The organism is Paraburkholderia diazotrophica (genome assembly GCF_900108945.1).
Classification (GTDB): Bacteria; Pseudomonadota; Gammaproteobacteria; order Burkholderiales; family Burkholderiaceae; genus Paraburkholderia; species Paraburkholderia diazotrophica.
In genome coordinates, this window is the sequence record NZ_FNYE01000008.1 from 228,768 (window position 1) to 242,635 (window position 13,868).

Consider the following 13,868-nt stretch of genomic DNA (forward strand, 5'->3'; position numbering starts at 1 on the left):
GCTGACGCGGTCCCGCCGGCGCACGCGTCAGCGCTGCGCCGGTTGCAGGAAACATCATGCAGAACCATCTCTTGTTCCACTCGCTGGGCGACCTCGCGCGCGACTTCGGCCAGCCCGTCATTCTGTGGCAGCTGGGCGTGCTGCTGGGCGCGCTGGCGTTTGCGTGGGTGCTCGCGCGCGTCGCGCGCCGCGCGCTCGATGCGCAGCGCGAAACCCGCTACGGCGCGCTGCGCTTCGGCGCGGAGGCGCTCAATCGCGCGCTGTTTCCGCTGCTCGGCGGGATTCTCGTATGGATCTCGCAGGCGATTGCAGGGCAGTTCATCCATACGTCGCTGCTCGAACTCGCGATGGTGCCGCTCTTCGGCATCGGACTGATCTACATCGTGTTCTATCTCGCGCGGCGCGTGTTCGGACGCGACGGCAGCACGCATACATGGCTGTCGCTGGTCGAAAAGCTCGTGTCGCTGATGGTGTGGGTCGGGATGGTGCTGACCGTGATGGGCATCCAGAGCGACGTGCTGAAGTGGATGGCGAGCGTGCAGCTTCGCATCGCCAATACCCGTCTGACGCTGCTTTCGCTGCTGTCGGGGCTGCTGTGGGTGTGCGTGACGATGATCGTCGCGATGTGGCTCGGCGCGGCGCTCGAAGACAAGTTGATGCGTTCGCGCTCACTCGACGCGAACCTGAAAGTGGTGCTGTCGCGCGTCGGACGCGCGCTGCTGATCCTCGCGGCAGTGCTGATCAGCCTGTCGCTGGTCGGGATCGACGTGACGGTGCTCGGCGTGTTCGGCGGGGCGCTCGGCGTCGGTCTCGGGTTCGGCTTGCAGAAGATCGCGAGCAACTACGTGTCGGGCTTCATCATCCTGATCGACCGGTCGCTGCGCATCGGCGACACGATCAACGTCAGCGGCCTGCAAGGCATGGTCACGCAGATCCGCACGCGCTATACGGTGGTGCGAGGGCTCGACGGCATCGAAACGCTGATTCCGAACGAAAAGCTGATCACCGACGTCGTGCAGAACCAGTCGTCGTATCTGACGCGCGGCAACGCGAAGGCCACCGTGCAGGTCGCGTATTCGACGGATGTCGAAAAGGCGATGGCGCTGCTGGTCGAGGCAGCGCACGGCGTCGAGCGCGTGCTGCAGGAACCGAAGCCGACGCCGCTTCTCGCAGGCTTCGGCCCGGACGGCATCAACCTGGAACTCGGCTACTGGATCGAAGACGCGGCGACGGGCACGGCCGGCGTGCGTTCGAACGTCAACCGCAATATCTGGCGGCTCTTCACGGAAAACGGCATCTCGATTCCCTATGCGCAGCGCGATGTGCGCATCGTCGCCGGCACCGGCGACATCATGCCGCAGGCAGTCGCGATGACTCCTGGGCGTGCGGCGAACGAGCCCGGCAGCGCGGCCTGAGGCGCGCCTCTGCGGATAGCAATCGGACGTTTTCAGACCAATATCGGGAACCGTCCGGTTGATGCAACACAACAATTTCCTTTTTTGTTACAGACACTTGGAACGGTTCGCGTAAAATATCGTCCAAAACAAATCTGCTTGCTTTCACTTTCTTGACATTCGCCGTTGTATCCTTCCGCGAATGTCTTCCATTCCCAGGTAAATGGCCTTGCTGAATTCCCTGCTTGATTTTCTGGCGCACGGCGCGCTGCGTTTTTCATGGTGGCAAATCGCGTTGTGGACGCTCGCCGTCACGCACGTGACGATCATCGGTGTCACTGTCTATCTGCACCGTTGCCAGGCGCATCGCGCGCTGGACCTGCATCCCATCGCGAGCCACTTTTTCCGTTTCTGGCTGTGGATGACCACGGGCATGCTGACGGGCCAGTGGGCCGCGATTCACCGCAAGCACCACGCAAAGTGCGAAACCGAAGACGATCCGCACAGCCCGCAGACGCGCGGCATCTGGAAGGTGCTGCTCGAAGGCGCCGAGCTGTATCGTACGGAAGCGAAGAATGAAGAGACGATGCGCAAGTTCAGCCACGGCACGCCGAACGACTGGCTCGAGCGCAACGTCTACACGAAGTACCCGATTCTCGGCGTGAGCCTGATGATGGTGATCGACGTGGCGCTGTTCGGCATCGTCGGTCTGACGGTGTGGGCCGTGCAGATGATCTGGATTCCGTTCTGGGCGGCTGGCGTTGTGAACGGCCTCGGACACTTCTGGGGTTATCGCAACTTCAACTCGGCAGATGCGAGCACGAATCTGTTCCCGTGGGGCATCATCATCGGCGGCGAAGAGCTGCACAACAATCACCACACATATGCGACGTCGGCCAAGCTGTCGAACAAGTGGTACGAGTTCGATATCGGCTGGATGTACATTCGCATCATGTCGGCGTTCCGTCTTGCCAAGGTGAAGAAGCTTGCGCCGACGCCGCGTCTGACCACCGGCAAGCTCGTGCTCGACCAGGACACGCTCCAGGCCGTGCTCGCGAACCGCTACGAAGTGATGGCGCGTTATGCGAAGGCGATCAAGCGCGCGTACCGTCAGGAACTCGCGCACCTGAAGGAAATGGGCGCGCGCGAGAAGTATCAGTTGATGCGCGGCGCCCGAAAGTGGTTCCACAAGGAAGAAGCGGGTCTGGACGAGCCGCAGCGCCGTCAGCTTCCGCAAATTTTCGCTAACAGCCAGAAATTGCGCACGTACATCGAATTGCGCAACGAACTGTCGGCGATGTGGGAGCGTTCGAACGCCTCGCGCGAACAACTGCTGGTGCAGTTGCAGGATTGGTGCCACCGTGCTGAACAAAGCGGCATCAAGTCTCTGCAGGAATTTGCGATGCGCCTGCGTCGCTACGCATGATCCCAGACGAAATCTATTAAACTTTCGTTACGTCACAAAACCCCGCGTTGGCGGGGTTTTGCTTTTTGGGCCGCCGGAATCAGGCCACTCAAGGCTATCGGCGGCGGAATCAGCAGGGCAGAGGAGATCATGAATCAGGCGATCAGGAGCGTCGAGTACGACCGCCCGCAGGGCGCGGCCTGCAGCGTCGGCCAGGCTTGGGCGAAGGTGCCCGAGACGCCTTCGGCGCAGGAGCGGCTAGCGTTGAAGGAGCGTATTCGCGGATTGCTCAAGCGTGAGAAAGCGGTGCTCGTCGCGCACTACTACGTCGATGCGGAACTGCAGGAGCTCGCGGACGAAACGGGCGGCTGCGTGGCCGATTCGCTGGAAATGGCGCGATTTGGACGGGATCACGATGCGCGGACGCTGGTCGTCGCCGGCGTGCGTTTCATGGGCGAGACCGCGAAAATTCTTAGTCCAGACAAGCGCATTCTGATGCCCGATCTGGACGCAACGTGCTCGCTCGATCTCGGCTGTCCCGTCGACGAATTCTCGGCATTTTGCGATGCGCATCCGGATCGCACGGTCGTCGTCTATGCGAACACGAGTGCCGCGGTTAAGGCGCGCGCGGACTGGATGGTGACGTCGTCGATCGGGCTGGAAATCGTCGCGGATCTGCATGCGCGCGGCGAAAAAATCATCTGGGCGCCGGACCGGCACCTGGGCGCCTACATCCAGAAGAAGACGGGCGCCGACATGCTGCTGTGGCAAGGCTCGTGTCTCGTGCACGACGAGTTCAAGGGCGTCGAGCTCGATCTGATGCGCGCCGAGTATCCGCACGCGAAAGTGCTCGTGCATCCGGAGTCGCCGGAGAGCGTCGTGGCGCACGCGGATGTCGTGGGTTCGACCACGCAACTGATTGACGCGGCGAAGCACAGCGACGCGACGCACTTCATCGTCGCGACCGACCTGGGCATCCTGCACAAGATGCGTCTCGCGGCGCCCGGCAAGACCTTTATCGAAGCACCCACGGCCGGCAATAGCGCGACGTGCAAGAGTTGCGCGCATTGTCCGTGGATGGCGATGAATGGCTTGCGCAATCTCGCCGAGGTGCTGGAGCGCGGCCACAACGAAATCTTCGTTGATCCGGCGATCCGCGAGCGCGCGCGACTGCCGATCGACCGCATGCTCGATTTCGCTGCGCGTCATAAGAAGCGCGTGCAGGCAAGCGGCGATCTTGCGCGCGATACGGCGCTGTTCTCGAATGTCGGAGCGGCGTGATGGGCGTGAATGAGTCGATGGAGTTGAGGGACGCTGTGTCGCCGCTTTTCGCGGAAATCCGCGCGCAGTACGGCGAGGCACTCGATGCGGCGATCAAACGCAATGTCAGCGATGCGCTTGCCGAGGACGTCGGCACGGGCGATCTGACGGGCCTGCTCGTTCCCGCCGACGAGATGCGCGACGCCCGCATCATCGTGCGCGAAGAGGCGGTGTTGTGCGGCGTGCCGTGGTTCAACGAAGTGATGCGCCGTGTCGATCCGCGTATCTATGTGCAGTGGCGTTATCGCGAAGGTGACGTCATGGCGACGGATTCCGTCGTATGCACGTTACGCGGTCCGGCTCGCGCGCTGCTCACCGCCGAGCGCAACGGGCTCAATTTCCTGCAGTTGCTGTCGGGTGTCGCGAGCGCGACGCGCAGGTTCGCTGATGCGATCGCGCATACGCGCGCACGGGTGCTCGATACGCGCAAGACACTGCCGGGCCTGCGTCTCGCGCAAAAGTACGCGGTGCGCGTCGGCGGCGGCGCGAACCAGCGGCTCGCACTCTACGACGGCATTCTGATCAAGGAGAACCACATCGCGGCGGCGGGCGGCGTCGGCGCGGCAATGAACGCGGCAATCGCGCTGAACGCGGGCGTCCCGATCCAGATCGAAGTCGAAACGCTCGAACAGCTGGAATCGGCGCTCGCGCATGGCGCGCAGTCGATTCTTCTCGACAACTTCTCGCTGGACATGATGCGCGAAGCCGTCCGTATCACCGCCGGCCGCGCGGTGCTCGAAGTATCGGGTGGGGTGAACTTCGATACGATCCGACAGTTCGCGGAGACGGGTGTCGACCGCATCTCCGTCGGCTCGCTGACGAAGGACGTGCGCGCAACCGACTTTTCGATGCGCATCGTCTGATCGCATAGCCGGCGCCGGAAAGCAAAAGGCCATCGCCCGATTTGCGGGCGATGGCCTTTTCGCTTTACTGGTCAAGCGCGGTCAACGGGAAAACGCTATACGTTCCGATTCGGCACGCGCTCCGGGGATAGCACGGTCGGCAGCGCCTTGGGCAACGAATTCGGCCAGTCGCGGCTGTAATGCAGCCCGCGGCTTTCGCGCCGCGAGCGCGCGCTATCGACGATCAGCGAAGCCACGTCGACCAGGTTGCGCAGTTCAAGCAGATCGCGGCTCACCTTGAAGTTCGCGTAGTACTCGTGGATCTCGTCGCGCAGCAGCGCAATCCGGTGCCGCGCGCGCGCAAGACGCTTGTCCGTGCGCACGATGCCGACGTAATTCCACATCAGGCGGCGCAGCTCGTCCCAGTTATGCGCGACGACCACCTCCTCATCGGGATCGGAGACGCGGCTCTCGTCCCAATCGGGCAGCGGAGCATGCACGGCCGCGCCGAAGCCTTCTTCCTCGATCGCCTGCGCGGCCGACCGGCCGATCACGAGACACTCGAGCAGGGAATTGCTCGCGAGCCGGTTCGCGCCGTGCAAGCCGGTGCACGACGTCTCGCCGACGGCATAGAGCCCTGTCAGATCCGTGCGCCCGGCGAGATCCGTCACGACGCCGCCGCAGGTGTAATGAGCTGCCGGCACGACGGGAATCGGCTCTTTCGTAATGTCGATGCCGAATTCCAAACACCGCGCGAGAATCGTCGGAAAATGCTCGCGCAGGAATTCGGCTGGCTGGTGGCTGATGTCGAGATACACACAGTCGATGCCGCGCTTCTTGATCTCGAAGTCGATCGCGCGCGCGACGATATCGCGCGGCGCCAGTTCGGCGCGCTCGTCGTGGGCCGGCATGAAACGCGTGCCGTCGGGCAGCTTGAGGATGCCGCCTTCGCCGCGCACTGCTTCAGTGATCAGAAACGATTTGGCGTACGGGTGGAACAGGCAGGTCGGATGAAACTGGATGAACTCCATGTTCGACACGCGGCAGCCGGCTCGCCATGCCATCGCGATGCCATCGCCCGTCGCGGTGTCGGGATTCGTCGTGTAGAGATAGACCTTGCCGGCGCCGCCCGTCGCGAGCACGGTGTGCGGCGCCTCGATCGTGACCGTGCGGCCGCTGGCCAGATCGAGCGCATACAGGCCGTGACAGCGGCGTCCCGGCAGGCCGAGGCGGTCCGAGGTGATCAGATCGATCGCGTAGTGATCTTCGAGCAGCGTGATGTTCGGATGATGCCGCACGCGCTCGCTCAACGTCGCGACGACGGCATGGCCCGTGGCGTCCGCCGCGTGGATGATGCGGCGATGGCTGTGGCCGCCTTCGCGCGTCAGATGGAAGCCGAGTTCGGCGGCGTCATCTTTCGTGAACGGCACGCCTTGGTCAATCAGCCACTGGATGGCCTCGCGCCCGTGTTCGACGATAAAGCGCGTCGCGGCTTCGTCGCACAAGCCGCCGCCGGCGATCAGCGTGTCATCGACGTGATTCTCCGTGCTGTCCGCCGAATCGAGCACGGCCGCAATACCGCCTTGCGCCCAGTCGCTCGCGCCGTCCGTCAGCGAGCGTTTGGCAACCACGGCGACGCGACGCGTCTGCGCGAGATTGAGCGCGACGGTCAAACCGGCGAGCCCGCTGCCGACAATCGCTACATCGAAATTCATCTCCTCTCTCCGTCGCATTGCGTGGCTGGTGCGGCGAACGCCGCCGCAGCCATTCGATTGGGAAATCGAAGAGCATACGCGTTGCAGCCGTCGAGGGAAAGCTGGCCGAATGGCGAAGTCTATTGCGCGCGGCGGAAGGGATGCGGACCGTCGGCGACGGCGGCGGGAAAGCGCGGCAAACGACGTCGGAAGGCGTCTGAAGGCAGGAAAGGGAAGCGCCCAGAAACAAAAAGCCCCGCATGAAGCGGGGCTTTTTGTCGTCAACAGGCTGGAAACACGATTACTTGATCTTCGTTTCCTTGTACGCCACATGCTTGCGAACGACGGGATCGAACTTCTTGATCTCCATCTTTTCCGGCATGTTGCGCTTGTTCTTCGTGGTCGTGTAGAAGTGACCCGTACCAGCAGTCGATTCCAGCTTGATCTTGTCGCGTGCGCCTTTGGCCATGATTTACTCCTTAGGCTTCGCCACGTGCACGCAGGTCTGCGAGCACCGAGTCGATACCGTTCTTGTCGATCAGGCGCAGGCCGGCGTTCGAAACGCGCAGGCGCACCCAACGGTTTTCGCTTTCAACCCAGAAACGGCGGTTTTGCAGATTCGGGAGAAAACGACGCTTGGTCTTGTTGTTCGCGTGGGAAACGTTGTTGCCGCTCATCGGCGCTTTCCCAGTTACTTGGCATACGCGTGCCATGAGAGCACTCCTAATACGCTAATTCTGAGTTCGAACGCCGTGAAGTTTCCCGGGAAAACCAGAGGACCGAGCCGTAGCCGACTTGAATCACTTGCTTTCCGGAAAGGCCTTGGTGGCTTCGGAACAGGGTTGGAAAGAGGCAAACCGAGAGTCTAGCAGAAAAAGAGCCGCAAAATCAAACCTTATTTGGAGACGGCTGGCGGCCGCACAACGGTATCTGCGCTTGGCGCTCACTGCTTCGCGTATCACGGCCAGCCTGCGCGGGCAAACGAGAACGTGTCGTTCGCGCCGATCACCAGATGGTCGATCAGTTGCACATCGATGAGCGCCAGGGTGTCGCGCAGCACGCGCGTGAGTTGCCGGTCGCTGGCGCTTGGCTTGACGGCGCCAGACGGGTGATTGTGCGCGACGATCAGGCTTGCCGCATTCACCGACAGCGCTCGCCGCACGATTTCGCGCGGATACACGGCCATGCGGGTGAGCGAGCCGCGCGAATTCTCCTCCGAGCGGATCAGCCGGTGGCGTGTGTCCAGAAAGAGGCAAATGAACACCTCATAAGGCCGCGAGCCGATCAGCAGCCGCAAATAGTCCTCGACCGCTTCCGGGGAGTCGATCAATGGGCGCTCGCGCATTTTTTCGGCGAGCGCTCGCCGCGCCAGTTCCATGATGGCCAGCAACTGCGCCCGTTTGGCGGGGCCGACGCCGCGCACGCCGTTGAAATCCTCGGGCGTCGCGTCGAGCATCGCGCGCAGCGAGCCGAAGCGCTGCAGCAGCGAGCGTGCGACGTCGAAGACATTATGTCCGGGCAGCCCGGAGCCCAGCACGAGAGCGACCAGTTCGGTATCGGACAACGCTGCCGCGCCGGCATCGAGCAGACGTTCGCGTGGCATGTCGCGCAGCGGCCATACGGGTGCGGGCACGGACATAGGCGCGGACATCGACACGGACGCCGAAACGGGCGCCGGCAACGGCGCGGAGCGGCGAACGGAGGTTTTCTCCGCCTCGTTGAGCGGAATGACTATGGGATCGTTCATGGCAAGGTTCTTCCTGATTCAGTGGAGCGGCGACGACACGCCGCGCAGCGGCGTCCCAGCCGGCTCGGGATATGTGGCTTACAATAGAGCCTTTGCGCACGGCGCCCGACGGCCTGCCATGCGCGCGACCCCTGCCGCCGCGCCCTGCGCCGCGCGCCACGACTGAATGAGTACCGCATGAGCATCATCGACATCTCCGAAGTGAAACCCGGTTCGCACGTCACGCTTCACTACCGGCTTTCGCTCGCCGATGGCGCCGAGATCGTCAGCACCTTCAACGACAAGCCCGCCACGCTGCTGCTGGGCGCCGGCCAACTGGCGCAGCCGCTGGAAGACATTCTGCTGGGCCTGAGGGCGGGGCACCACTCGACCTTTCAGCTAGAGCCGGGCGAGGCATTCGGTCCGCGCAATCCTGAAATGATCCAGCGCGTGTCGCTGGCCACGCTGCGTGAAAACAGCATGATCGGGGAGGATTTTTCTCCCGGCGATCTCGTCGAATTCAATGCGCCGGGTGGCGGCCGCTACGCCGGCGTGCTCAAGGAAGTCGGCGAAACCTCAGCTCTCTTCGATTTCAACCATCCGCTCGCCGGCCAGGCGCTGACGTTCGAAGTAAAAATCATCGGGATCCTGTAAACATGAGCATTACGGACACGACTCTCGCCGAAGCTGAAATCCTGCTTGCGCAACCGCGCGGATTTTGCGCCGGCGTCGACCGGGCGATCGAGATCGTCGAACGCGCCATCAAGCTGTACGGTTCGCCGATCTACGTGCGCCACGAAATCGTTCATAACGCGTATGTCGTCGAAGACCTGCGCAAAAAGGGCGCGATTTTCATCGAGCAGCTCGAAGAAGTGCCTGCGGGCAGCACGGTGATCTTCAGCGCGCACGGCGTATCGAAGGCGGTGCGCGCCGAAGCCGAACAGCGCGGGCTGCGCGTGTACGACGCGACATGTCCGCTCGTCACGAAGGTGCACATCGAAGTCGCGAAGATGCGCGCGGAAGGCTTCGACATCGTGATGATCGGCCACAAGGGCCATCCGGAAGTCGAAGGCACGATGGGGCAGACGGGAGAAGGCATGTATCTCGTCGAAGACATCGAAGACGTGCAGGCGCTCCAGCTTGCCGATCCGCAGCGTATCGCCTACGTGACACAAACGACGCTGTCCGTCGACGATGCCGCGCAGATCATCGCCGCGTTGAAGACGAAGTATCCGAACATCAAGGAGCCGAAGAAGCAGGACATCTGCTACGCGACGCAAAACCGCCAGGACGCCGTCAAGTTCATGGCGCCGCAGTGCGACGTCGTGATCGTGGTCGGCAGCCCGAACAGTTCGAATTCCAACCGGCTGCGCGAACTTGCCGAAAAACTCGGTGTGCCTTCCTATATGGTGGACTCGCCCGACCAGATCGATCCTGCCTGGGTCGCCGACAAGCGCCGCATCGGCGTGACGGCCGGCGCATCCGCGCCGGAGGCGCTGGCGCAGGCCGTGATTGGCCGCCTGCGCGACCTCGGCGTGCGCAACGTGCGCGCGCTCGAAGGCATCGAAGAAAACATCGCTTTTCCGCTGCCGCGCGGCCTCGGTTTGCCGGCCTGACGAACCGACCCCAGTCGAAAAAGCGCGCCGCGGGCGCGCTTTTTTTGTATCCGCGAGAGCCGGAAATCGACGAAGAAACGGTGCCATATCGTAGAAAAATGCGAAATGCACGGTGTCGGCGCGCACATTCTTTTTGATTTTCGGGGCGTATTTTGGCCGGACACAGCTGATTGCGCCCCGTTTAACGTCAGACGAACGATCAGCCAACAGACCGGTCGCACGAGTTCGGTGCATTTTCGGATGCGCGATTCGCCGAAGGCCGCCTTGTATCGAAGTCCGTTCGATAGGGCTGACAGCGCCGTCCATGCAACAACTGATGTTGCGGAGCGTCATTCATGGTGCAACTGGTGCACGAAAATCTGGCGCAACCGGGTTGCAACCTGCATGCGCTAGAAATCCCAAAGAGCGGTTGCAATGCAGGAAAACCCTGCGCATTCAACAATATTGCCCGTCGCATAATTGGAGTTACAATGCGCGCGTTCTCAAGGCTTCAGGGCCTCGGAACGCCAGATTTTGCAAGGCGCAGGAGACCTATTTAATGCGAGTCATGTTTGCTTGTGCCGTGTCCATCGCGGCCGCGGTTGCGATGTTGACCGCGTGCAGCAAAAAAAACGATGGCGAGGCAGGCACGGGTGCATCGGCTGCAGTGGCAGCGTCGGCGCCTGCAAGCGAAGCGACTGTCGTGAAGATCGGTCATGCGGCCCCATTGACGGGCGGCATTGCGCATCTGGGAAAGGACAATGAAAACGGGGCGCGTCTCGCTATTGAGGAGATCAACGCGCAGGGACTGACCATCGACGGCCGCAAGATTCAGCTTCAACTCGACGCGCAGGACGACGCAGGCGACCCGAAAACGGGCACGCAAGTCGCGCAGAAGCTGGTCGACGAGCATGTTGTCGCCGTCGTTGGGCATCTGAACTCGGGCGTCTCGATTCCCGCTTCGAAAATCTATAGCGACGCAGGCATCGTGCAGATCTCGCCGTCCTCGACGAATCCGGCCTATACGCAGCAGGGTTTCAAGACGACCTTCCGGGTCGTGGCAACCGATGCGCAGCAAGGTCCGGCGCTGGCGAACTACGCGACGAAGTCACTCGGCGCGAAACGGATTGCCGTCGTCGACGACGCGACTGCCTATGGCAAGGGTCTTGCTGACGAGTTCGCGAAGACGGCCGAGGCGGGCGGCGCGAAGATCGTCGCGCGCGAGGCGACCAATGACCGGGCCACGGATTTCCGGGCCATTCTCACCAAGATCAAAAGTGCTCAGCCGGACGCCATCATGTTCGGCGGCATGGATGCAACGGGCGGGCCGTTCACGAAACAGGCAGCCGCGCTCGGAATCGGGGCAAAAATCCTTGGCGGCGACGGCGTGTGCACCGACAAGGTAGGGGAGCTGGCGGGTAGTGCCGTTCAGAACCTCGTATGTTCGGAAGCAGGTCTTGCGCTTTCGAAGATGGACAGGGGAGCGGACTTCGAAAAGAAGTACGACGCACGCTTCCACACGCCGGTGCAGATTTACGCGCCGTTCACGTATGACGCTGTATACGTGATCGTCGATGCAATGAAGCGCGCCAATTCGATCGAGCCGCCCAAGGTGCTCGCTGCGATGCCGTCGACCGACTACACAGGTGTCATCGGCCACATCGCATTCGACAACAAGGGCGACTTGAAAGAAGGCGCTATTACGCTTTACGACTTCAAGGACGGCAAGAAAGCGGTCCTCGATGTCGTGAAGATGTAATGACGGGACGTACAGCCTGACGGCACCGGACCATCCGACGGTGCCGTTTTTGCATCCGCATCGCGTGCGACGGCCGCTGCAACCCAGCGATCACGAGCACTCGATGGAGATAACCCTTACCGGTCTTTTATATCAGTACCCGCAGTGCCGTTGCGATTCCGCAAAGCATCAGCGCCAACCGGCAGATGAAGAGCGCGAATCCAGTCGCACGGGCTAAGGAGCATTAAATGGATATTTTCATCCAGCAGGTTCTCAACGGGCTGGTGCTTGGCAGTGTCTACGCCATCATTGCACTCGGCTATACGATGGTGTACGGCATTCTCGGCATCATCAACTTCGCGCACGGCGACATCCTGATGGTGGGGGCGATGGTTGCCCTGTCCTGCATCGGTGTGTTGCAGAACCACTTCCCCGGTCTCGGCAATGTGCCGACGCTGTGCATCGCGCTGGCCATCGCCGCCGTGGTTTGCGCGGTGGTCGGCTACACGATCGAGCGCGTCGCGTACCGGCCGCTGCGCAGAGCGCCGCGTCTCGCCCCGCTGATCACCGCGATCGGCGTGTCGATCCTGCTGCAAACGCTCGCGATGATGATCTGGTCGCGCAACCCGCTGCCGTTCCCGCAGCTTCTGCCGACCGATCCCCTCAACGTGATCAAGGCCACGGACACGACGCCGGGCGCCGTGATCTCGATGACTGAAATCGTGATCATCGTCGTGGCGTTCCTCGTGATGGCGGGCCTCCTGCTGCTCGTGCACAAGACGAAGCTCGGCCGCGCGATGCGCGCGATCGCCGAGAACCCGGGCGTCGCGTCGCTGATGGGCGTGAACCCGAACTTCGTGATCTCGGCGACCTTCATGATCGGCTCGGCGCTCGCTGCGCTGGCGGGCGTGATGATCGCGTCGGAATACGGCAACGCGCACTTCTACATGGGCTTCATCCCCGGCCTGAAGGCGTTCACGGCGGCCGTGCTCGGCGGTATCGGCAACCTGGGCGGCGCGATGGTCGGCGGCGTGATTCTCGGCCTGATCGAACAGCTGGGTGCGGGCTACATCGGCAATCTCACGGGTGGCGTGTTCGGCAGTAACTATCAGGACGTGTTCGCGTTCATCGTGCTGATCATCGTGCTGGTGTTCCGTCCGTCGGGCCTGCTCGGCGAACGTGTTGCGGACCGTGCCTAACGGCGCAGGGAAAAGGAGTAAACACAATGACCTCAATTCAACCGATCGAGCCGTCCACGACGCTCGTCCCTGAACGCAACATGACGAAGACGCTGACGGTGGGCATCCTCACCGCCGTGTTCGTGATCGCCGCGCCGATGATCATCGGCACGGCAGGCGGCAACTACTGGGTTCGCGTGCTCGACTTCGCGATGCTGTACGTGATGCTCGCGCTGGGCCTGAACGTGGTGGTCGGCTTCGCCGGCCTGCTGGACCTGGGCTACATCGCGTTCTATGCAGTGGGCGCTTATACGGCTGCACTGCTGAGTTCGCCGCACCTGTCGTCGCAGTTCGAATGGATCGCGCATCTTGCGCCGGGTGGCCTGCACACGCCGTTCTGGATCATCGTGCCGATCGCGATGGCGATTGCGGCGTTCTTCGGCGTGATTCTCGGCGCACCGACACTGCGCCTGCGCGGCGACTACCTCGCCATCGTGACGTTGGGCTTCGGGGAAATCGTCCGGATCTTCCTGAACAACCTCGACCGTCCGGCCAACATCACGAACGGCCCGAAGGGCATCACGGGCATCGATCCGATCCACGTCGGCGACTTCAGCCTCTCGCAGACGCACTCGCTGTTCGGCTTCCAGTTCCCGTCGGTGTACTCGTACTACTACGTGTTCGTGCTGTGCGCGCTGCTGGTGATCTGGGTGTGTACGCGCCTGCAGCACTCGCGCATCGGCCGCGCATGGGCCGCGATCCGCGAAGACGAAATCGCCGCGAAGGCGATGGGCATCAACACGCGTGACGTGAAGCTGCTCGCGTTCGCGATGGGCGCGTCGTTCGGCGGCCTGTCGGGTGCGATGTTCGGTATGTTCCAGGGCTTCGTGTCGCCGGAATCGTTCACGCTGCCGGAGTCGATCGTCGTGCTCGCGTGCGTCGTGCTGGGCGGCATGGGCCACATCCCGGGTGTGAT

Annotated in this window: 13 protein-coding genes; 9 read left to right on the forward strand and 4 right to left on the reverse strand. The window is 62.4% G+C overall.

Features of this window, described 5'->3' with window-relative positions; translation table 11 throughout:
- Positions 1-56 precede the first annotated feature (56 nt).
- The 4 genes from BMW76_RS13595 to nadC all read left to right on the forward strand — a co-directional run bounded on the left by BMW76_RS13595 (position 57) and on the right by nadC (position 4,982).
- Entirely contained in the window at positions 57-1,415 is a 1,359-nt protein-coding gene (locus BMW76_RS13595) for a mechanosensitive ion channel family protein (protein WP_090865729.1), read from the forward strand.
- Positions 1,416-1,623: 208 nt separating this feature from the next.
- Positions 1,624-2,820 (forward strand): DesA family fatty acid desaturase, encoded by a 1,197-nt coding sequence (locus tag BMW76_RS13600; protein WP_090865779.1) that lies wholly within the window; start codon positions 1,624-1,626, stop codon positions 2,818-2,820.
- Between the two features lie 129 nt (positions 2,821-2,949).
- Positions 2,950-4,080: a quinolinate synthase NadA gene (nadA, locus tag BMW76_RS13605; RefSeq protein ID WP_090865731.1), complete on the forward strand. Its 1,131-nt coding sequence runs from the start codon at positions 2,950-2,952 to the stop codon at positions 4,078-4,080.
- Positions 4,080-4,982, forward strand: a complete 903-nt coding sequence (gene nadC / locus BMW76_RS13610; protein WP_090865733.1) for a carboxylating nicotinate-nucleotide diphosphorylase — start codon at positions 4,080-4,082, stop codon at positions 4,980-4,982. Before nadA ends, nadC begins: the two co-directional genes overlap by 1 nt.
- 95 nt (positions 4,983-5,077) lie before the next feature.
- Here nadC and nadB read toward each other — a convergent pair whose 3' ends face one another.
- The 4 genes from nadB to radC all read right to left on the reverse strand — a co-directional run bounded on the left by nadB (position 5,078) and on the right by radC (position 8,306).
- Positions 5,078-6,676 (reverse strand): L-aspartate oxidase, encoded by a 1,599-nt coding sequence (nadB, locus tag BMW76_RS13615; protein WP_090865735.1) that lies wholly within the window; start codon positions 6,674-6,676, stop codon positions 5,078-5,080.
- A gap of 280 nt (positions 6,677-6,956) precedes the next feature.
- The gene (gene rpmG / locus BMW76_RS13625) at positions 6,957-7,124 is read right to left on the reverse strand and encodes a 50S ribosomal protein L33 (RefSeq protein WP_087733803.1); all 168 of its coding nucleotides are present in this window, start codon (positions 7,122-7,124) and stop codon (positions 6,957-6,959) included.
- Between the two features lie 10 nt (positions 7,125-7,134).
- Complete coding sequence (gene rpmB / locus BMW76_RS13630; protein ID WP_004186391.1) at positions 7,135-7,368, reverse strand: 50S ribosomal protein L28; 234 nt, start codon at positions 7,366-7,368, stop codon at positions 7,135-7,137.
- A gap of 245 nt (positions 7,369-7,613) precedes the next feature.
- Entirely contained in the window at positions 7,614-8,306 is a 693-nt protein-coding gene (gene radC, locus BMW76_RS13635) for a RadC family protein (RefSeq protein WP_456090125.1), read from the reverse strand.
- A gap of 273 nt (positions 8,307-8,579) precedes the next feature.
- On the opposite strand from radC, the gene BMW76_RS13640 reads away from it, so the two are divergent.
- From BMW76_RS13640 to BMW76_RS13660, 5 genes are all read left to right on the forward strand, one after another.
- Positions 8,580-9,035, forward strand: a complete 456-nt coding sequence (locus tag BMW76_RS13640) for an FKBP-type peptidyl-prolyl cis-trans isomerase (RefSeq protein WP_090865740.1) — start codon at positions 8,580-8,582, stop codon at positions 9,033-9,035.
- A 2-nt stretch (positions 9,036-9,037) separates the two neighbouring features.
- Positions 9,038-9,997 carry a 4-hydroxy-3-methylbut-2-enyl diphosphate reductase gene (gene ispH, locus BMW76_RS13645; RefSeq protein WP_090865742.1) on the forward strand — a complete coding sequence of 320 codons (960 nt, stop codon included), beginning with the start codon at positions 9,038-9,040 and terminating at the stop codon, positions 9,995-9,997.
- Between the two features lie 538 nt (positions 9,998-10,535).
- Positions 10,536-11,735 carry a branched-chain amino acid ABC transporter substrate-binding protein gene (locus BMW76_RS13650; RefSeq protein WP_090865744.1) on the forward strand — a complete coding sequence of 400 codons (1,200 nt, stop codon included), beginning with the start codon at positions 10,536-10,538 and terminating at the stop codon, positions 11,733-11,735.
- Positions 11,736-11,962: 227 nt separating this feature from the next.
- A complete protein-coding gene (locus BMW76_RS13655) occupies positions 11,963-12,913 on the forward strand; it encodes a branched-chain amino acid ABC transporter permease (protein WP_090865746.1) in 951 nt (316 codons plus the stop codon).
- Between the two features lie 26 nt (positions 12,914-12,939).
- Positions 12,940-13,868, forward strand: a 929-nt coding sequence (locus BMW76_RS13660; RefSeq protein WP_090865748.1) for an ABC transporter permease subunit, incomplete at its 3' end; no start/stop codon positions are given.